Raw genomic sequence first — 17739 nt, forward strand, 5'->3', positions numbered from 1 at the left:
CACGAACTCGGCTGTAAGAGGTAAAATGCTCGGTTTGCACGCAAAGGAAGCACCATCGATCCCGTCCTGACCTCCATCCTGCTGGCCACCACGATTGCCGGCGTTGCCAGTATTTCGGCAGCGGCGGTGTTTTCGTTCGCCTTGCTGTCGAAGGTGGTCGAGAAGATGGTTAGTTTGTCGGTCGGCATCATGCTGTCCACCTCCTTACTGCACGCGCTGCCGGAGGCGTTTGAGTCCGGCACCGACCCGCGCCACCTGTTCGGCGCCTTGCTGGCCGGCCTGCTGGCTTTCTTCCTGCTCGAAAAACTGGCTATCTTGCGCCATTCGCACCATCACGAGCACGATGGCCACCACCATCACCACGGCCACGATAAGGCCGAGGCGGGCCGCGCCGGCTGGATGATCCTGCTGGGCGACGGCATGCACAACTTCACCGATGGTATCCTGATCGCGGCGGCCTTCCTGGCCAACCCGCAGTTGGGCATCGTCACCGGCGTGGCCATCATTGCCCATGAAATTCCGCAGGAAATCGGCGATTTCATCGTCCTGCTGAACGCCGGGTTCTCGCGCACGCGCGCCTATGTCTATAATCTCCTTTGCAGCCTGCTGGCCGTGGCCGGCGGCCTGCTCGGGTATTACACCCTGGACAAGGCCACCAACCTGATCCCTTACGTGCTGGTGTTCGCGTCCTCTGGCTTCATTTATATTGCGGTCAGTGATTTGATGCCTCAAATGCAACGCCGCGCTACCATGCGCGAGACTATCCCGCAAGTGTTGTTGATCGCCCTCGGTGTGGCGATTGTGCTTTTCCTGACAGCTACCGCGCACGATACGCACTAAGTAGTTTCCGCCTGGCATCTTTTTTGCTACGCTAGGGGGAATAGGAGACCCCCATGCTCGACACTGCGACTGAAAACCATAACGCCGATTCCCTGATGGCCGCCTTCCAGCGCGGCGCCGGCGTGCAACCGAACTGGCAACTGACGCCGGAATTCATGGAAATGCTGGGCAAGCTGGTCGCTACGTCGATCGGCGGCGCCCACAGCCTGCTCGAAACGCGCGCCGAGCTCAAGCGCGATATCCACGCCGACGCCACCGTGGTGGTGGTGCGCAACAACAATCCCCTCAAATTCCTGCCCGATGGCCAGGCCGCCCTGACCCAGATGCTGCGCAAAAAGATGCCTGGCTTTATGGGCCCGGTGGAGGCGCTGGAAGATGCCTTTGCCGACCTGTCGGCCCACCAGCAATGTGTGATGGCCGGCATGGAAGGTGCGGTGGCCGAAGCGCTGGCGCGTATCTCGCCGGAGGCTATCGCCGCGCGTCATCGCAGCGGTGTGCTGGCGGCTGCCGTGCCGGCGCTGCGCAAGGCGGCGCTGTGGGACCGCTTCTGCGCCAAGCATGCGGCGCTGGCCGAGGCCACGTCCGCCGATTTCCACGGCGCGCTGGGCGATGCGTTTTTGGGTGCTTACGAGCGCCGGTTGGATGAAATGGAGTAAATCATGGCCGATATGTCCCAGCGCCTGGCGCTTAACGTGGCGGAGGTGAGCTCCGTCGGTGGGCGCTCTTCCAACCAGGATGCGATCGGCCGTGCCGAACGTGGCGAGCTGGCTTGCTTCGTCGTGTCCGACGGCGCCGGCGGGCATGAGGGCGGCGAAGTGGCGGCGCGCACGGTGGTGCAGTCGGTGCTGTCGACCTTCGGCGAAAAGCCCGGCTTCAGCGCCGATGCCACGCCGGCCATGGTGGCCGAAGCGGCCATCGCAGTGGCCCGCAGCAAGAAGCAGCGTCCGGCGCTGCAGGGCATGAGCGCCACCGTGGCGCTGGCGCTGGTGGACCGCGCCGGTGCGCAAGCTACCTGGGCGCATATGGGCGACACGCGTATCTACCTGTTCCGCGCTGGGCGCCTGCTGCAGGCCACGCGCGACCACAGCATGGTGCAGCAGATGATCGATTCCGGGCTGGCTGCCGGCGCCGATCCGCGCAGCCATCCCAAGCGCAACGTGCTGTATGCCGCGATTGGTACCGACAACGAAGTGCAGCCTGCCGTGCAGCCGCCGCTGGCGCTGCTGGCCGGCGATGCGATCCTGATCTGCACCGACGGCTTATGGGAGTGGGTGGCCGAGCCGCAAATGGAAATGCTGCTGGCCCAATCGGGCACCGCGCAGCAATGGCTGGATGCGATCTGCGCCGTGGCCGAGGAGCGTTCCGGCCTGGTACACAAGGCGCGCGACAATTTCAGTGCACAAGCTATCTTTATCGGTGAGGCGCCATGAACCGGCCTGCTGATTTGCCGAATAGCCTTCCGCTCGGCACCCGTGTCGCGGAATTCGAGATCCGCGATGTGGTCGGGGAGGGCGGCTTTGGCATCGTCTACCTGGCGTTCGACCATTCCTTGCAGCGCACGGTGGCGATCAAGGAGTACATGCCGACGGCGCTGGCTTCGCGCGCTTCCGACCATACGGTGTCGGTGCGCTCCAAGCGCCATGCGGAGGCGTTCGGTGCGGGCTTGCGCAGCTTTATCAACGAGGCGCGTTTGCTGGCGCAGTTCGACCATCCGGCGCTGGTGAAGGTGTACCGTTTCTGGGAGGCGCATGGCACGGCTTATATGGCGATGCGCTATTACGAGGGGCGTACCTTCAAGGTGGTGTGCCGCGATAATCCGGAGCTGGTGACCGAGGCCTGGCTGAAACGCCTGCTGCAACCGGTGCTGGGTGCGCTGGAGGCGCTGTATGCGGCCAATATCCTGCACCGCGATGTCTCGCCCGAGAACATCATGATCCAGCCCGATGGCAAGCCGGTGCTGCTCGACTTCGGCGCGGCGCGCCAGATCGTGCAGGATATGGCGCAGTCTCTGACCGTGATCCTGAAGCCGGGCTTTGCGCCGGTTGAACAGTATGCGGATGACGAGTCGATGCGCCAGGGGCCGTGGACCGATATCTATTCGCTGTCGGCGGTGATGTATGCGGCGATTACCGGCAAGGCGCCGCCGGCTGCCGTGGCGCGCATGCTGAATGATCCGATCGAGCCGCTGGCTGTGGCGGGGCGTCCCGGCTATAGCATGCAGTTCCTGGAGGCGATTGATCGCGGGATGGCAGTGCGTCCGGAAGTGCGGCCGCAGTCGATTGCGGAGTTTGCGGCATTGTTGGGGATCGCTGATTCGCATGGTGCGGATGCAGCACATGCCGCGGCGGGTCAGCCAGTTGCCAGCAGCGCGCCTGCCAAGGCGCTTCCGGCGGAAGCGGGCGGCAAGCCGGCTGCCAAGGCTGAAGCCAAGCCGGACGCCAAGCCGGATGCCAGGATTGACGCCAAGCCGGCCGTAAAGTCGGCCAGCAAACCGTCCAGTAAACCGGCCGCCAAATCCGGCAAGAGCGCCTCGGCATCCGCAGCGGCTGTTGCACGTCCGGCAGCCGGCGGCAAGGGCAAACTGATCGGCGCCGGTATTGCCGTCGCGCTGCTGGCGGTGGTGGGCGCGTTCTGGCTTGCCAGCGACAGTCCGGTCAAACCCGCCGCCACTGAAGTTGCCAGCGTCGAGGAAGCTCCTGCCAGCAAGGCAGCGAGCGAGGCCTCGGTAGGCGCCGCGATTGCAGCCGGCGCCAGCGCCGCCGCGAGCGAAGCCGTGGCCCCAGTGGAAGCAAGCCCCCAGGCTGCCGTTGCGCCCGAACCCGCCGCACCGACCAGCGGAAGCGTCACCATCGCCGTCCAGCCATGGGCTACAATCTACGTGGACGGCGTCCAGAAAGGCATCACACCGCCTTTGAAGAAATTGACGCTGCCACTGGGCGATCATGAGGTCCGCCTGGAAAACCCTAACTTCCCAGCCTACGTGCAGAAAGTCACTGTCGACGCCAAGCGGACTGTGACCGTGAAACACGATTTCGGACAATGAATAAGAAGAAGATCTGCCTGATCGCCGCCGCGCTAGTGCTGGCCGGCTGCGAAACCACCGGCCCGCTGAAGCAGGCGCCGCAAGCGTCCGCCCCGCAGAAAGAGCCCGCGCCGGTGGCTGCCGCTCCGGCCACCCCACCGGCGCCACCCGCGCCGCCGGAATTACCGCCAGCCCGCAAGGCCCTGAACGCCGGCATCGAGATGTATAGGGCCGGAAACTTCAACGGTGCAATCAAGCAGCTGACGACCGCGCCGGAGCTGGCCAAGGCCGAGACACCGCTGCAGCTGGAAGCGCTGAAATACACCGCGTTCAGCTATTGCGTCACCAACCGCGTCACGCTGTGCCGCCAGCAATTCGACAAGGCCTTCAAGCTCGACAAGACGTTCGACCTGAACGCAGGCGAAAAAGGCCATCCGCTGTGGACGCCGTCCTTCGAGCGGGCGCGCAAGGACGCAAAAATCAAGAAGTAAGAGTCAGTGAACGACGTGTAGAGCTGGTGTGTGGCGCAGCAGGTTCACGATTTCATCGTCGTGAAAGCCATTTTGTTTCAGAAAGATCCAGGCATGGATGCTGCCCGCTTCCACATTGATGCGCATGGCAATCTGGACGATATCCTGCGTTGTATTTTCCGCAGTGGCCAGCTGTGTTCTGGTTTTCATGATTTTTTGCCCTCGCGACGAAGCCCGCTATCCCCGGCGGGCTCTCAAGCTAAATAGTCACACTTTCTCACCGAAATTTCCAACGGAAAACGACCCGGTGCGGCAAGGGCGCCACGTTGTAATACACTTGTCACAATCTTTTCGTAGGCTTTGATCATGATTTGGACAATGTTGAATACCTGGTACGCGCAGCGACTCTTGCAGCGTTCGCGACACGGCAAAGCCCTCAAGGACCTGCCACCGAGCCTATACGATTACTGGAAAAGCAGCGCACCCAACGAATACCACGGCATCCCGACGGATGCCGTTTTTTTTGCCCGCTCGGTGATCGGCCTGCTGGACTTCTTCGAATGCGCCGCACGCGACGGGACACCATGCGCCTTGCCCTCCAAAGCGGCCGATTCGGTGTGGCACGCCTGGCTGCGGCTGTCGCCGCTCAAGCTGGAAGTGTTCTGCCGCAAGCACTTTGGCCGTGTGGTACCGCATGTGGAAGGCGCGGCCATGGGCGGCAAGCTGGATGAAGGGCTGGCGGTGTGCCTGGTGCGGGCGCGCAAGGCGGAAGGCATCGTCGTCGAAGGCCCGCGCCTGCCGTCGCTCTTCCTGCTTGATAAGAAAGTAAAGATGCCGTATGGCTTCGGCTACGCCGTGCAGCGCGGCCAGCCGGGCTGCAGCCGGCTCGACGCCTCTGGCCGGTTTGACCCGCTGATCGCCTGCCCGCCGCAATTGGCGGCCGCAGGGCTGCTGGCAGCCGGCCTGATCACTACCGCCCAGTTTGAAGAGTTTGAGGCCCGCGCCCGCCAGCAAGCCAACAGCAGTGGCAGCAGCTGCGGCTCCGGCTGCGGCAGCTCGCTCGACTGCAGCAGCTCATCCAGCTGCGACAGCGGCGGCAGTAGTTGTGGCAGCAGTTGCGGCAGCAGCTGCGGCGGAGGCGGCGATTAAAGCTGAACTCGCCGGATGGCCGTCCCGTCCATCTTGGGGTCAGGCTCTTTGGTGGACATGGGCAGAGCCCGTGTCCACCAAAGAGCCTGACCCCAAGGTGGACACGGGCTGGAGTGTCAGGTGGGGCCGGTGGCGACGGGGCGCGTGCTGTCGGAGCACCACTCGGACCAGGAGCCGGGGTAGAGGGCGGCGCCGCCCATGCCGGCGACTTCCAGGGCCAGCAGGTTGTGGCAGGCGGTGACGCCGGAGCCGCATTGCATGACGGCGTCCTGCGGCGAGCCGACCAGCGGCGCCAGTTCGGTCTTCAGCGTGGCGGCATCCTTGAAGCGGCCGTCGGCTTGCAGGTTGTCTTTGAAGAAGCGGTTGCGCGCGCCGGGAATGTGGCCGCCGACCGGGTCGATGGTTTCGTTCTCGCCGCGGAAGCGGTCGTTGGCGCGGGCGTCGATGACCTGGAAGCGTTTCGACTCAAGGTTCTCCACTACATCTGCCACCGACACGGTGCGCACCAGCGTGTGCTTCTCGGCGATGTTGCCGCGCGCGCGGGCGGCCACCGGAGTGACCAGCGGCAGGCCGGCTGCGCTCCAGGAGGCCAGGCCGCCATCCAGCACAGCGACCGCGCCATGGCCTACCCAGCGCAGCAGCCACCACAGGCGGGCGGCGAACATGCCGCCGTGCGCGTCATACGCAACGACTTGCGAATCTCCGTTGATGCCCCAGGCGCGCAGCATTTCGATCAGCTGCGCGCGCTCCGGCAGCGGGTGGCGGCCACGGAACACCCCGTCGGCGCCAGTCTTTGGCCCGGACAGGTCGGTGTCGATATTGGCGAATTGCGCATTCTGGATATGGCCTTCGGCGAAGGCATTGCGGCCGAAGTCCGGATTCATCAGGTCATGGCGGCAATCGAGGATGACCCAGTTCGGGTCGGTCAGGTGCTGCGACAGGGTGTTGGCGTCGATCAGGGTGGTGAACATGCGTGGTCCTTAAACTTCGCTGGCAATAGGGTCGGTGTCGGCAATGGCCTTGCCGCGCTCCGTGCTGCGCGTATTGTAGAACGTGGCCGCCACGCCGGACAGCACGATAATCCCCATGCCCAGCCAGCTAAGCCAGTCGAAACTGTCGGCGAACAGCAGCACGCCCCAGATGCTGGAAAACACAATGCCGCTGTACTGCAGGTTGGCCACCACCAGCGTCTTGCCGACGCGGTAGGCGCGTGTCATGGCGACTTGCGCGGCGGTGGCGCACAGGCCGGTGCCGAGCAGCAGGAAGGCGCCGTAGCCATTATCGAGCGGCGTCCAGCTCCAGCCCGAGCCGGCCACATGGCCGCCGAAGCCCGCCACAAAGTTCATGCAGGCGAAGTAGAACACCACGCGGCTTTCCGGCTCGCCCGCCAGGCCCAGTTTGCGCACCTGCATATAGGCCATGGCCGTCAGCACCGAGGAGCCGATCGCCACCAGGGCCGGCACCAGCTGGTTGGCGTGGAAGGCCGGCTGCAGCAGGCAGGTCACGCCGACGAAGGAGAATGCCACCGCCAGGATCAGCGGCCATTCGACATGGTTCTTGCGGTGCCACCAGCCGTGGCCGAACAGCCAGACCGCGATCCAGATCGGGGACAGGTAGTTCAAGGTCATGGCCGTAGCCAGGGGTAGGGCGGCGATGGTGTAGTACCACAGCCAGAGGGAGGCCACGCCGACCACGCAGCGCCACAGGTGCGCCAGCGGCATGGTGGTCTTGAATGACCCGCCTTGCAGGCGGATCATCGTCCCCAGGACCAGAATGCCGATGATTCCACGGTACATCACAATCTCTGAAGTGCTATAGAGACCCGAGGCCAGTTTCACGCACACCCCCATGGCGGCGAACAGGAAACTGGCAAGTAGCATCCAGAGTGATTGCATCAGATTTCCAGCTTGCTCCGGTACCATTCATGGAAGTGCTGCATGCCGTCTTCCATCGGTGATTGATAAGGGCCGGCATCGTTTTCGCCGCGTTCCATCAGGATCTTGCGGCCGGCATCCATGCGGGCGCCGATTTCATCGTCCTCGACGCAGGTTTCCATATAGGCTGCGCGTTCGGCTTCGATGAATTCGCGCTCGAACAGCACGATTTCTTCCGGATAGTAGAACTCCACCACGTTCTTGGTGCGGTTCGGGCCCTCCGGCCACAGGGTCGATACCACCAGCACGTGCGGGTACCACTCGACCATGATGTTCGGGTACAGGGTGAGCCAGATCGCGCCATGCTTCGGCGGTTCGCCATTGCGGAACTTGAGCAGCTGCTCGTGCCACTTCTGGTAGGTGTCGGAGCCGGATTTCTTCAGGCCACGGTTCACGCCCACGGTCTGCACGCTGTAGTCCTTGCCGAATTCCCAGCGCAGGTCGTCGCAGGTGACGAAGCTGCCCAGGCCCGGGTGGAACGGCTCGACGTGGTAATCCTCCAGGTAGACCTCGATGAAGGTCTTCCAGTTGTAGTCGCAGTGGTGCACTTCCACGTGGTCCAGCATATAGCCGGTGAAATCGAGATCCTTGGTCACCGACAGGGTGCCCAGCTTCTCCATCACGTTGTAGCCGTTTTGCTCGAACAGCAGGCCGTTCCAGTTCTGCAGCTTGGCCTTCGGCAGGTTCAGGCACGGGGTGTCCGGGAAGTGCGGTGCGCCAATCAGCTCGCCCTTCAGGTCGTAAGTCCAGCGGTGCAGCGGGCAGACGATGGTGTCGGCATTGCCGCGGCCATTGAACATCAGCGCCTGGCGGTGGCGGCAGACATTGGACAGCAGTTCGATACCGTTCGCGTTACGAACCAGCATGCGGCCTTCATTTTCAGCCGCCAGCGTGGCAAAGTCGCCAACATTTGGCACCATCAGCTCGTGGCCGACGTAGCGTGGACCCTTTTTGAACAGTTCCTGCATTTCACGCTGCAGCAGCGTTTCGTCAAAATAGACGTTGACCGGAAGTTGCGCGTTGGAACGCGCCAGCTTGGCGTGGCTACCCAGATCGGACATCCAAACCCCCCTTAATTAAATATCAAACCAAGAAGAGAAAGATCCGCAAAGACCTGAATTCAGAGAATAAAAACGGTATTTCGGACAGAACCGGAGATTATAGCGTGAAATGGCCATTCCTCGCTGAACTATCTGCAAGTCGGCGCCGGTCTTGCCCTATGGCAGGATTTGCAACGTTTTCCCCGTATTAGAGCGCCGTTTTTAGACCGCCCACAGGACTTTGTTCTAAAATAGCGGGCTACACTAAAGCTATATGTCATGACCAAGAAAATGAATGCGCCCGCCACCTTCGAGGAAGCCATGGCCGAACTGGCCCAGCTGGTAACCCAGATGGAAGCCGGTCAGTTGCCGCTGGAAGCCTCGGTCGCCGCCTACGCGCGCGGCTCCGAACTGGTGAAATTCTGCGCCGGGCAGCTCGACAAGGTCGAAGCCCAGGTAAAAGTGCTGGAAGGCGATATGCTCAAGCCCTTCGCGGAAGGCGAGGAGGCTGCACAATGAGCGTGACGTTCCAGGACTGGATGAAAACCATCCAGGCCGGCATGGAGCAGGACCTGTCCTCCTACCTGCCTGCCGAAGATGTGGTCCCGACCAAGCTGCATGCCGCCATGCGCTATGCCGTGCTCGATGGCGGCAAGCGTGTGCGTCCGCTGCTGGTGCATGCCGCCGGCGCCTTGTCCGGCGCCGATGCGCAGGCCCTGAGCCGCGCCGCCGCCGCTTTGGAGATGATCCACGCCTACTCGCTGGTGCACGACGACATGCCATGCATGGACGACGATGAACTGCGCCGCGGCAAACCGACGGTGCATGTGGCCTACGACGAAGCGACCGCGCTGCTGGTGGGCGACGCGCTGCAGGCGCAGGCCTTCGGCGTGCTGGCCGGTGTCGATTCGGTACCGCCACAGCGCCTGGTCGGCATGCTGCGCCTGTTGGCCGATGCCGCGGGTTCGGCCGGCATGTGCGGCGGCCAGGCCATCGACCTCGATAGCGTGGGCATCAGCCTGACGCTGGAACAGCTGGAGCGCATGCACCAGCTGAAGACCGGTGCGCTGCTGCGCGCCTCCGTCGTGCTGGGCGCGATGGCGGGCAAGGATTTGACGGAAGCCGAGCTGGCGGCGCTGCACGATTATTCGCGCGCCATCGGCCTGGCTTTCCAGGTGGTCGACGATGTGCTCGACGCCACGGCCGATTCGGCCACGCTGGGCAAGACTGCCGGCAAGGATGCGGCGGACAACAAGCCGACTTACGTATCCATCCTGGGCCTGGAACCGTCGATCGCCCTGGCGGAAAAACTGCGGCAGGATGCGCATGCTGCGCTGGCGCCGTTCGGAGAACAAGCTCTGCGCCTGCGTGAACTCGCAGACCTGATCGTGCAGAGGAAAGCTTAAAATGAAACTGCTTGACACCATCAACAACCCGGCCGACCTGCGCAAGCTGCAGCGCCACCAGCTGACGCCACTGGCCGAAGAGCTGCGTACCTTCCTGCTCGATTCCGTCTCCAAGACCGGCGGCCACCTGTCGTCCAACCTGGGCACGGTGGAGCTGACCGTCGCGCTGCATTACGTGTTCAACACGCCGCAGGACCGCATCGTGTGGGACGTGGGCCACCAGACCTACTCGCACAAGATCCTGACCGGCCGCCGCGACAAGTTCCACACCCTGCGCCAGCTGGATGGCATTTCCGGCTTCCCGCGCCGCGTGGAATCGGAATACGACACCTTCGGCACCGCACACTCGTCGACGTCGATTTCGGCTGCGCTGGGCATGGCCATGGGCGCCAAGATCAAGGGCGAACACCGCCACGCCATCGCCGTGATCGGCGACGGCTCGATGACCGCCGGCATGGCGTTCGAAGCGCTGAACAACGCGGGCGTGGAAAAGGACTGCAACCTGCTGGTGATCCTGAACGACAACGATATGTCGATCTCGCCGCCGGTCGGTGCATTGAACCGCTACCTGGCGCGCCTGATGTCGGGCCAGTTCTATGCGGCGTCGAAGAACGTCGCCAAGTCGGTGCTGCCGGCGCCGCTGCTGGAAGTGGCGAAGCGCCTGGAAGAACATGCCAAGGGCATGGTGGTCCCGGCCACCATGTTCGAAGAGCTGGGCTTCAACTACATCGGCCCGATCGACGGCCACGACCTGGATTCGCTGATCCCGACCCTGCAGAACATCAAGCAGCTGAAAGGCCCGCAGTTCCTGCACGTGGTGACCAAGAAAGGCCAGGGCTACAAGCTGGCCGAGGCGGAGCCAATCCTGTACCACGGCACCGGCAAGTTCAACCCGGCGGAAGGCATCAAGCCTGCGCTGGCGCCTTCCAAGAAGACCTACACCGAAGTATTCGGCGACTGGCTGTGCGATATGGCCAAGGCCGACAAGCGCCTGGTGGGCATTACGCCTGCCATGCGCGAAGGCTCGGGCATGGTGCGCTTCGATAAAGAATATCCGGACCGTTATTTCGACGTCGGCATCGCCGAGCAGCACTCGGTGACCTTCGGCGCCGGCCTGGCCTGCGAAGGCCTGAAGCCGGTGGTAGCGATCTACTCGACCTTCCTGCAGCGCGCCTACGACCAGTTGATCCACGACGTGGCGCTGCAAGACCTGGACGTGACCTTCGCGCTGGACCGCGCTGGCCTGGTGGGCGCCGACGGTGCGACCCACGCCGGTAACTACGACCTGGCCTACCTGCGCTGCATCCCGAACATGGTGGTGATGGCGCCGTCCGACGAGAACGAGTGCCGCCAGATGCTGACCACGGCCTACAACTTCCCGGGCCCGGCTGCCGTGCGCTATCCGCGTGGTGCGGGCATCGGGGCGGCGATCCAGCAGGAGCTGACCGCGCTGCCGATCGGTAAGGGTGAGATCCGCCGCAAGGGCCAGAAAATCGCCATCCTGGCCTTTGGCTCGATGGTGGCGCCTTCGATGGGCGCAGCCGAACTGCTGAACGCCACCGTGGCGAACATGCGCTTCGTGAAGCCGCTGGATGTGGAACTGGTCAAGCAGCTGGCTGCCGACCATGACTACCTGGTGACGGTGGAAGAGGGCTGTGTGATGGGCGGCGCCGGCGCTGCCGTCGCGGAAGCCCTGGCGGCCGAAGGAATCACCAAGCCGATCCAGATGCTTGGCCTGCCGGACAAGTTCATCGACCACGGCGATCCAGCCAAGCTGCTGGCGCTGGTGGGGCTGGATGCTGCCGGTATCGCGGCCTCGATCAAGGCGCGCTTCGGCGACGAGCCAAGGCTGGTCGTCAACAACGGCTAAGAAAAACGGCGCCTCGGCGCCGTTTTTTTATGGCAACCGCGCCAGGCGTAAGGTCGGCGCTTCCTTGTCGCGGGCGTCCAGGGTGAGGGCGTAGCGGCCCGCGTTTTCCACGCTAAACGCCAAGGCCTTGCCATTGCGATGCAGCGGCTTGGCGACGCCGTCCTCCACCTTGCGCTTGTCTTCGCCCGGGGCGCCCAGGCTGATCGCACTCAGGCCGCGCGTGCCGACGCGCAGCGAGTGGGTGCCTTTGTTCAGGTCCAGCTCCGCGGCGTATGTGCCGTCTTCCTGTTTGCGCAGCGGGAGGCGCAGGTTATTTCCGTTGGCCGTACCGATGGCGAACAGGGTTTGCAGCCATGGGTCGGCTTTTTCCTCCGCCGTCAGCTCCGGCGCGTAGCGCAGCTCGATGCGCGCATCGTTCGACCATTCCGGTTCTGCGACCGGAGGTTGGAAGCTGTAGTCCGTCACCTCAAGCGGCATACGGCGCTCGCCGTCGACGATCTCCGCACCATCCAGCGCGCGCAGGCTGGCAAAGGAGAAGTTGACCTTCTTCTTGTTGAAGCTCATATCGCACCAGTCGGTGGTCATGGCTATCGTATTGACCAGCAGCGTGAACATCAGGCCGATTTCTTTTTTGCCGATGGCGACCATCACCTGGCACTCAAGGCGCAGGTCGCCCAGGCGGCGTACGTTTTCAGGCAGTCCGGGCGTGCGGACTTCGGGGCGGCCTTTCAGGACGCCTTTTTTGCGGTTCAGGATCAGGTCTGCATCATCGTCGTAAGCCGATTCCACACGCGGCACGCTGAAGGTGCCGTCCGGCGCAACCGGCACCGGGATCGGGTCTCCGTTGCCGACAATGCGCAGGTACAGCGGCTCCGCCGCGTCCTGTGCGGCTTGCTCAGTGCCGGAGCGCGGCGCAAGGCGGAAGCGCAATTCCGGCACCGCCGGCGCCAGCGCATGGTGCTTCTCAAACGCATCCAGCCCCGCCACGACGGCGCGGTAGGAACGCATATCAGGATTTTTCACACCCTGCACCTCGACGCTCGGCGTCGCCTCCTGGGCCCCCGCGCCAACCGCTGCACAGGCGAGCAGGATGGCGAAAACACATTGTTGAATTTTTTGCATCCGCGCAGTCTAGCAGAGCTTCACTTCAAAGTGGACCACGGAATAGCGTTAGCCGGAGCTTGCCTCTGGTGTGCACTAGCGTCAGGCGCGCTTGCAAGAAGTCTTCGCCATCGCCGTCGACTTCCTGTTCGGTGTTCAAGGGCTTTCCTGCGCCCGCCATCGCTCTCAGTGTCTGCGCTGCGCGTGGCAGGTCGAAGTTTGAGTCGGGGTGCAGTGCTTGCAGGCTGTCCAGCATGTTGGCGGCAGCGGCATACGCCGCGACCGAAGGCGCATGGTCTCTATCGCCTCGGTCGCGGAGCGCCGCGCGAAACTGTGCTCGCTGGCTGCGGCTTTGGGGAAGAATGGCGTTGGCTCGCCATGCACGCAGCCATCCTGCGCCGCAGCATGAACGGCAATCATGGCGAACAGGGGAAGGACAATCATTTTCTTCATAGCTTGCGACGAGTAGATGCCTGGGCTAGATTGGTATAAATGGTTTAGCTGGATTGGAGTGCAAAATGCGCTGCCTGATGCTTGCTTTGCTAACCGCTGCGTCGCAATCCGTGGCGCAGGTGCCCGACTCCGGGCGCTGGCAGGAATTGCGCTTCCCGGCCGGGGCGGTGGAGTTGCGTGCCGAGGACAATTATATCGAGCAGACCGTTTCGCTGGCCGCTGCAGGCCGGCTAGACCGGGACCGCGCCTTACTGGCGCGCGTGAAGCGCATTGCCAATGGCCTGGTCCGCGCGGCAGTCGCGCTCAAGCCGGATGCCGCGGCATGGCCGTGGGAAGTACACGTGACCGACGACCCGGCCATTGAAGCGGAAAGCCAGGCCGGCGGAAAACTTCTGGTTGGAGGCAGCTTTGTCGCCCGGCTCGCGCTGGATGATGGCGAGCTTGCCATCTTACTGGCGCACGAAATCGCCCACATCATCGCAGAACACTCGCGCGAAGCACTTTCCGAAGCCCTGCTGGACAGCCGCCGCGACCTGCCGCTGGAAGTTGTCGAAGAACGCCTGGCCTCCGACTTCCCATTGCAGTTGCGCATGTCGAAGCTCTCCGCGATCCAGGAGCGCGAGGCCGACCAACTCGGGATGCTGATCGCCCACCAGGCTGGCTGGCCCTGCGCCGCGATGTTGCGCTTTTACGCCAAGCTTGCAAGCGATTCGACTGCCCCATCGTTGCTCGCTAGCCATCCCGCCGCCGTTTCCCGGCTGAACCTCGCCAAAGGTATGTCGCGCTTGTTAGACGAGTGATGATTCGTTTGATTCAAATCAAGAGCCCGCAGTTGTATTCACGTGAATAATTGAGGATGCACTTTCACGACGGTGGGGAAAGACATTTACGCGGAATCTCAACAGATTTCCAGCTGACTTCGCATTCCACTTGAATCAGGAAGAGTGGGAGCCTTTGAAATCACAATTTGTGATTTCAAAGGGTGGAAAAGGTGGCCGGCGCTGGATGCCGTTTGCCTTCACGGAGCAGGGCGTGGCAATGCTCGCCTCCGTTTTGAGGAGCCCGCAGGCCATAACAGTCAACATCGAAATTGTCCGCATCTTCGTAAAACTCAGGCAATTCGCCGCCGCTGATACCTATCTCGCTGAAAAGTTGCTTGAACTTGAGCGACAAGTGAATTCACACGATACGGCTATCGTCGAGATTTTTGCTGCCATTCGCGAGCTGGTGCATCGTCCCGACCCTCCGCACCGGCCAATTGGTTTTACGGTCTGAGGCGTTTGGTATCAACCGCGCTTGCGGTCGTGGTGCCACAGGACGTCGCTGCCGCCGGCGAAGCGGTTCAGCACGCGGGCCAGGACGAACATCAGGTCAGACAGGCGGTTCACATACTGGCGCGGGAAGTCGTGGATGGTTTCGACTTTGCCGAGGGTGACGATGGCGCGCTCGGCGCGGCGGCATACGGTGCGGCAGACGTGCGCCACGGCGGCGGCGCGCGAGCCGGCTGGGAGGATGAATTCCGTCAGCGCCGGCAGGGTGGCGTTGTATTTGGCCAGCAGCGCGTCCAGCCGCTCCACATGTTCTTCCTTGATCATCTGGTAGCCCGGAATGCACAACTCTCCGCCCAGGTCGAACAGGTCGTGCTGGATCGAGACCAGCTCTTCGCGCATCTCGTCCGGCAGCGGCTCGGCCAGCAGCACGCCCAGGTTGGAATTCAGCTCATCCACTTCGCCGATGGCCTGGATGCGCACATTGTCCTTATCCACGCGCGAGCCGTCGCCCAGCCCGGTGGTGCCTTTGTCGCCCGTGCGGGTCGCGATTTTCGAGAGTCGGTTACCCATTGCAGCCTCTATTTGTCAAATAACGGTGGGAGGATACGACAAATTACCATTGGTTGGGAGGGGATTTCCGCGCGTGCTTGCTATTTGATCTTACAATGGATCAATGAATAACAGCACCGCCGTTGTTGCCGCCCTGCGCGCGGCCTTGCCGCCGTCCAGCGTGCTGTCCGAACTGGAAGATACCCGTCCCTACGAGTGCGACGGCTTGTCGGCCTATCGCCAGCCACCCATGGCCGTCGCCCTGCCGGCCGACGAGGCACAGGTATTGGCCGTCCTGAACATCTGCCGCGAGTTCAAGGTACCCATCGTGCCGCGCGGCGCCGGCACCGGCTTGTCCGGCGGCGCCATGCCGATCGAACACGGGGTGGTGCTGTCCACCGCGCGCATGAACCGCATCGTGCGTATGGATGCCTATTCGCGCACGGCCGTGGTGCAGCCGGGTGTGCGCAACCTGGCTATTTCGGAAGCGGCCGAGCCGCATGGGCTGTATTACGCGCCCGACCCATCTTCGCAGATCGCCTGCACCATCGGCGGCAATGTGGCGGAAAACTCGGGTGGCGTGCATTGCCTGAAATACGGGCTGACAGTGCATAACGTGCTGCGCGTGCGCATGGTGACCATCGAGGGCGATGTGCTGGAGCTGGGCAGCGAGGCGCTCGACGCGCCGGGGCTGGATTTGCTGGCTGCCGTCATCGGCTCGGAAGGCATGCTGGGCATCGTCACCGAAGTCACGGTCAAACTGGTGCCGAAACCGGCCAGCGCCCGCGTCATCATGGCTTCCTTCGGCGAAGTGGTCGCAGGCGGCAATGCGGTGGCGGCAGTGATCGCGGCCGGCATTATCCCGGCGGGGCTGGAAATGATGGACCGCACTTCAGCGCGCATGGTGGAGCCTTTCGTGCGCGCCGGCTACGACACCGAGGCCGCCGCCATCCTGCTGTGCGAGGCGGACGGCACGCAGGAAGAAGTGGCGGAGGAGATTGCGCGCATGAGCACTGTGCTGCAGGCGGCCGGCGCCACGGCGGTGCAGGTCTCCGGCAGCGAGGCGGAGCGGCTGAAATTCTGGTCGGGCCGCAAGAACGCCTTCCCGGCGGCGGGCCGTATCTCGCCCGATTATTACTGCATGGACGGCACCATCCCGCGCAAGCACCTGGCGCGCGTGCTGCTCGGCATCGAGGAGATGGAGGCTCGCTACGGCCTGCGTTGCGCCAACGTGTTCCACGCGGGCGACGGCAACCTGCACCCGCTGATCCTGTTCGATGCCAACCATCCGGACGAGCTGCAGCGCGCCGAGGCATTCGGTGCCGAGATCCTGGCACTGTGCGTGGAAGTGGGCGGCACCATCACGGGCGAACATGGCGTGGGCATCGAGAAGATCGATTCGATGTGCGTGCAGTTCAGCGATGCGGAGCTGTCGGCTTTCCACGAGGTGAAGCGCGCCTTCGATCCGCTGTCGCTGCTGAACCCGAACAAGGCCATCCCGACGCTGAACCGCTGCGCGGAATTCGGCAAGATGCATGTGCGCGCGGGCCGTTTGCCGTTTGCCGGCTTGCCGAGGTTCTGAGATGGATGCGATCCTCGACCAGTTCCGCGCACGTATCCAGGCGGCCAGCGCCGATGGCACGCCGCTTCTGCTGCGCGGCGGCGGCACCAAGGACTGGTACGGCCAGCATGTGGCGGGTGACGTGTTCGATACGCGCGCTTACACCGGTGTGCTCGATTACGAACCGACCGAGCTGGTGCTGACGGCACGCTGCGGAACGCCGCTGGCCGAAATTGAGGCTTTGCTGGCGCAGAACGGGCAAATGCTGGCCTTCGAACCGCCGCGTTTTGGCGCGGCATCCACCATCGGCGGCGTCGTTGCCAGCGGGCTGTCCGGGCCGCGCCGCGCGGCGGCGGGGGCGCTGCGGGACTTCGTGCTGGGCGCGCAGCTGATGGACGGGCGCGGCGAGTTGCTGTCCTTCGGCGGGCAGGTCATGAAAAATGTGGCGGGCTACGATGTGTCGCGCCTGCTGGCGGGTTCGCTAGGCACGCTGGGGCTGATCACGCAGGTGTCGCTCAAGGTGCTGCCGATGCCGCTGCGCGAAGCCACCATCCGTTTCGAGATGGACGAGATCACGGCGCTGCGCAATATGAATGAATGGGCGGGGCAGCCGCTGCCGATTTCCGCGACTTGCTGGCAGGGCGGGGTGCTGAGCGTGCGTCTCTCAGGCGCGCAGGCGGCGGTCAAGGCGGCCTTGCAGCGTTTGGGCGGGGATCCGTTGGCCAATGGCGATACGTTCTGGGCGGGGCTGCGCGACCAGCAGCGCGACTTCTTTGCAGGGCCGGGTCAATTGTGGCGCTTGTCGGTGCCGTCGGCCGCCAGCGCGCTGGTGCTGCGCGGCGAACAGCTGATCGAGTGGGGCGGGGCGCAGCGCTGGCTGCGCGTTGAGCGCGGCGTGGCGGAAGACATCCGGCGCGTTGTCGCCGCGGCGGGCGGACATGCCACGCGCTACCGGGGGGCACACGGCGAGGGCGCCTTCCATCCGCTGCAGCCTGCCGTGGCGCGCATCCATGAACGACTTAAGGCGGCTTTCGATCCGGCCGGAATCTTCAATCGCGGCCGTATGTACTGAT

At 63.6% G+C, this 17739-nt stretch carries 20 protein-coding genes; 13 read left to right on the forward strand and 7 right to left on the reverse strand.

What is annotated here, in order from left to right:
• Positions 1-191 (reverse strand): hypothetical protein (locus tag AAHE99_RS18395; RefSeq protein ID WP_342118878.1); only part of this gene is annotated, 191 nt, incomplete at its 3' end.
• On the opposite strand from AAHE99_RS18395, the gene AAHE99_RS18400 reads away from it, so the two are divergent.
• Genes AAHE99_RS18400 through AAHE99_RS18420 form a run of 5 tightly spaced genes read left to right on the forward strand, consistent with a single transcriptional unit; the run spans position 127 to position 4353 of the window.
• Positions 127-840 carry a ZIP family metal transporter gene (locus tag AAHE99_RS18400; protein WP_342118796.1) on the forward strand — a complete coding sequence of 238 codons (714 nt, stop codon included), beginning with the start codon at positions 127-129 and terminating at the stop codon, positions 838-840. The genes AAHE99_RS18395 and AAHE99_RS18400 overlap by 65 nt on opposite strands.
• Before the next feature lie 53 nt (positions 841-893).
• Complete coding sequence (gene tagH / locus AAHE99_RS18405) at positions 894-1496, forward strand: type VI secretion system-associated FHA domain protein TagH (protein WP_342118797.1); 603 nt, start codon at positions 894-896, stop codon at positions 1494-1496.
• Between the two features lie 3 nt (positions 1497-1499).
• Positions 1500-2270 (forward strand): PP2C family protein-serine/threonine phosphatase, encoded by a 771-nt coding sequence (locus AAHE99_RS18410; protein WP_342118798.1) that lies wholly within the window; start codon positions 1500-1502, stop codon positions 2268-2270.
• Positions 2267-3883, forward strand: coding sequence for a serine/threonine-protein kinase (locus tag AAHE99_RS18415; RefSeq protein ID WP_342118799.1), 1617 nt, complete (start codon positions 2267-2269; stop codon positions 3881-3883). The genes AAHE99_RS18410 and AAHE99_RS18415 overlap by 4 nt, the downstream gene beginning before the upstream one ends.
• Entirely contained in the window at positions 3880-4353 is a 474-nt protein-coding gene (locus AAHE99_RS18420; protein ID WP_342118800.1) for a TssQ family T6SS-associated lipoprotein, read from the forward strand. The genes AAHE99_RS18415 and AAHE99_RS18420 overlap by 4 nt, the downstream gene beginning before the upstream one ends.
• Before the next feature lie 3 nt (positions 4354-4356).
• On the opposite strand, the gene AAHE99_RS18425 is transcribed toward AAHE99_RS18420, so the two are convergent.
• Positions 4357-4542, reverse strand: coding sequence for a hypothetical protein (locus tag AAHE99_RS18425; protein ID WP_342118801.1), 186 nt, complete (start codon positions 4540-4542; stop codon positions 4357-4359).
• Between the two features lie 156 nt (positions 4543-4698).
• Here AAHE99_RS18425 and AAHE99_RS18430 point away from each other — a divergent pair, with 156 nt between their 5' ends.
• Positions 4699-5481: a hypothetical protein gene (locus tag AAHE99_RS18430; protein ID WP_342118802.1), complete on the forward strand. Its 783-nt coding sequence runs from the start codon at positions 4699-4701 to the stop codon at positions 5479-5481.
• Between the two features lie 116 nt (positions 5482-5597).
• Here the strand turns inward: AAHE99_RS18430 and AAHE99_RS18435 are convergent, their stop codons facing one another.
• Genes AAHE99_RS18435 through AAHE99_RS18445 form a run of 3 tightly spaced genes read right to left on the reverse strand, consistent with a single transcriptional unit; the run spans position 5598 to position 8476 of the window.
• On the reverse strand, positions 5598-6452 hold the full coding sequence (locus tag AAHE99_RS18435) for a sulfurtransferase (protein WP_342118803.1): 855 nt from the start codon (positions 6450-6452) through the stop codon (positions 5598-5600).
• A 9-nt stretch (positions 6453-6461) separates the two neighbouring features.
• Positions 6462-7376 carry a DMT family transporter gene (locus AAHE99_RS18440; RefSeq protein WP_342118804.1) on the reverse strand — a complete coding sequence of 305 codons (915 nt, stop codon included), beginning with the start codon at positions 7374-7376 and terminating at the stop codon, positions 6462-6464.
• Positions 7376-8476 (reverse strand): aromatic ring-hydroxylating oxygenase subunit alpha, encoded by a 1101-nt coding sequence (locus tag AAHE99_RS18445; protein WP_342118805.1) that lies wholly within the window; start codon positions 8474-8476, stop codon positions 7376-7378. Before AAHE99_RS18445 ends, AAHE99_RS18440 begins: the two co-directional genes overlap by 1 nt.
• Positions 8477-8734: 258 nt before the next feature.
• Here AAHE99_RS18445 and AAHE99_RS18450 point away from each other — a divergent pair, with 258 nt between their 5' ends.
• From AAHE99_RS18450 to dxs, 3 genes are read left to right on the forward strand one after another with little or no spacing between them, the layout of a single operon-like run.
• The gene (locus AAHE99_RS18450) at positions 8735-8974 is read left to right on the forward strand and encodes an exodeoxyribonuclease VII small subunit (RefSeq protein ID WP_342118806.1); all 240 of its coding nucleotides are present in this window, start codon (positions 8735-8737) and stop codon (positions 8972-8974) included.
• Positions 8971-9861, forward strand: a complete 891-nt coding sequence (locus AAHE99_RS18455) for a polyprenyl synthetase family protein (RefSeq protein WP_342118807.1) — start codon at positions 8971-8973, stop codon at positions 9859-9861. The genes AAHE99_RS18450 and AAHE99_RS18455 overlap by 4 nt, the downstream gene beginning before the upstream one ends.
• Before the next feature lies 1 nt (position 9862).
• Positions 9863-11731 carry a 1-deoxy-D-xylulose-5-phosphate synthase gene (gene dxs / locus AAHE99_RS18460; protein WP_342118808.1) on the forward strand — a complete coding sequence of 623 codons (1869 nt, stop codon included), beginning with the start codon at positions 9863-9865 and terminating at the stop codon, positions 11729-11731.
• Positions 11732-11758: 27 nt separating this feature from the next.
• Here the strand turns inward: dxs and AAHE99_RS18465 are convergent, their stop codons facing one another.
• Complete coding sequence (locus AAHE99_RS18465; RefSeq protein WP_342118809.1) at positions 11759-12853, reverse strand: hypothetical protein; 1095 nt, start codon at positions 12851-12853, stop codon at positions 11759-11761.
• Positions 12854-13350: 497 nt separating this feature from the next.
• Between AAHE99_RS18465 and AAHE99_RS18470 the strand changes: the two genes are divergently transcribed.
• Both AAHE99_RS18470 and AAHE99_RS18475 read left to right on the forward strand, forming a co-directional pair.
• Positions 13351-14085, forward strand: coding sequence for a M48 family metalloprotease (locus AAHE99_RS18470; protein ID WP_342118810.1), 735 nt, complete (start codon positions 13351-13353; stop codon positions 14083-14085).
• A 49-nt stretch (positions 14086-14134) separates the two neighbouring features.
• The gene (locus AAHE99_RS18475; RefSeq protein WP_342118874.1) at positions 14135-14560 is read left to right on the forward strand and encodes an ORF6N domain-containing protein; all 426 of its coding nucleotides are present in this window, start codon (positions 14135-14137) and stop codon (positions 14558-14560) included.
• A gap of 11 nt (positions 14561-14571) precedes the next feature.
• Here AAHE99_RS18475 and AAHE99_RS18480 read toward each other — a convergent pair whose 3' ends face one another.
• Positions 14572-15126: a cob(I)yrinic acid a,c-diamide adenosyltransferase gene (locus AAHE99_RS18480; RefSeq protein ID WP_342118811.1), complete on the reverse strand. Its 555-nt coding sequence runs from the start codon at positions 15124-15126 to the stop codon at positions 14572-14574.
• A 103-nt stretch (positions 15127-15229) separates the two neighbouring features.
• Here AAHE99_RS18480 and AAHE99_RS18485 point away from each other — a divergent pair, with 103 nt between their 5' ends.
• Positions 15230-16687 (forward strand): FAD-linked oxidase C-terminal domain-containing protein, encoded by a 1458-nt coding sequence (locus tag AAHE99_RS18485; RefSeq protein WP_342118812.1) that lies wholly within the window; start codon positions 15230-15232, stop codon positions 16685-16687.
• Position 16688: 1 nt separating this feature from the next.
• Entirely contained in the window at positions 16689-17738 is a 1050-nt protein-coding gene (gene glcE, locus AAHE99_RS18490) for a glycolate oxidase subunit GlcE (RefSeq protein WP_342118813.1), read from the forward strand.
• Position 17739: the final 1 nt, after the last annotated feature.

The sequence above is a fragment of the Pseudoduganella sp. OTU4001 genome, assembly GCF_038440195.1.
Classification (GTDB): domain Bacteria; phylum Pseudomonadota; class Gammaproteobacteria; order Burkholderiales; family Burkholderiaceae_D; genus Rugamonas.

Bases quoted from the DNA above. Each gene is read 5' to 3' on its own strand.
- tagH (WP_342118797.1), top strand. From the start codon at position 894: ATGCTCGACACTGCGACTGAAAACCATAACGCCGATTCCCTGATGGCC.
- AAHE99_RS18410 (WP_342118798.1), top strand. From the start codon at position 1,500: ATGGCCGATATGTCCCAGCGCCTGGCGCTTAACGTGGCGGAGGTGAGC.
- AAHE99_RS18415 (WP_342118799.1), top strand. From the start codon at position 2,267: ATGAACCGGCCTGCTGATTTGCCGAATAGCCTTCCGCTCGGCACCCGT.
- AAHE99_RS18420 (WP_342118800.1), top strand. From the start codon at position 3,880: ATGAATAAGAAGAAGATCTGCCTGATCGCCGCCGCGCTAGTGCTGGCC.
- AAHE99_RS18425 (WP_342118801.1), bottom strand. From the start codon at position 4,542: ATGAAAACCAGAACACAGCTGGCCACTGCGGAAAATACAACGCAGGAT.
- AAHE99_RS18430 (WP_342118802.1), top strand. From the start codon at position 4,699: ATGATTTGGACAATGTTGAATACCTGGTACGCGCAGCGACTCTTGCAG.
- AAHE99_RS18435 (WP_342118803.1), bottom strand. From the start codon at position 6,452: ATGTTCACCACCCTGATCGACGCCAACACCCTGTCGCAGCACCTGACC.
- AAHE99_RS18440 (WP_342118804.1), bottom strand. From the start codon at position 7,376: ATGCAATCACTCTGGATGCTACTTGCCAGTTTCCTGTTCGCCGCCATG.
- AAHE99_RS18445 (WP_342118805.1), bottom strand. From the start codon at position 8,476: ATGTCCGATCTGGGTAGCCACGCCAAGCTGGCGCGTTCCAACGCGCAA.
- AAHE99_RS18450 (WP_342118806.1), top strand. From the start codon at position 8,735: ATGACCAAGAAAATGAATGCGCCCGCCACCTTCGAGGAAGCCATGGCC.
- AAHE99_RS18455 (WP_342118807.1), top strand. From the start codon at position 8,971: ATGAGCGTGACGTTCCAGGACTGGATGAAAACCATCCAGGCCGGCATG.
- dxs (WP_342118808.1), top strand. From the start codon at position 9,863: ATGAAACTGCTTGACACCATCAACAACCCGGCCGACCTGCGCAAGCTG.
- AAHE99_RS18465 (WP_342118809.1), bottom strand. From the start codon at position 12,853: ATGCAAAAAATTCAACAATGTGTTTTCGCCATCCTGCTCGCCTGTGCA.
- AAHE99_RS18470 (WP_342118810.1), top strand. From the start codon at position 13,351: ATGCGCTGCCTGATGCTTGCTTTGCTAACCGCTGCGTCGCAATCCGTG.
- AAHE99_RS18480 (WP_342118811.1), bottom strand. From the start codon at position 15,126: ATGGGTAACCGACTCTCGAAAATCGCGACCCGCACGGGCGACAAAGGC.
- AAHE99_RS18485 (WP_342118812.1), top strand. From the start codon at position 15,230: ATGAATAACAGCACCGCCGTTGTTGCCGCCCTGCGCGCGGCCTTGCCG.
- glcE (WP_342118813.1), top strand. From the start codon at position 16,689: ATGGATGCGATCCTCGACCAGTTCCGCGCACGTATCCAGGCGGCCAGC.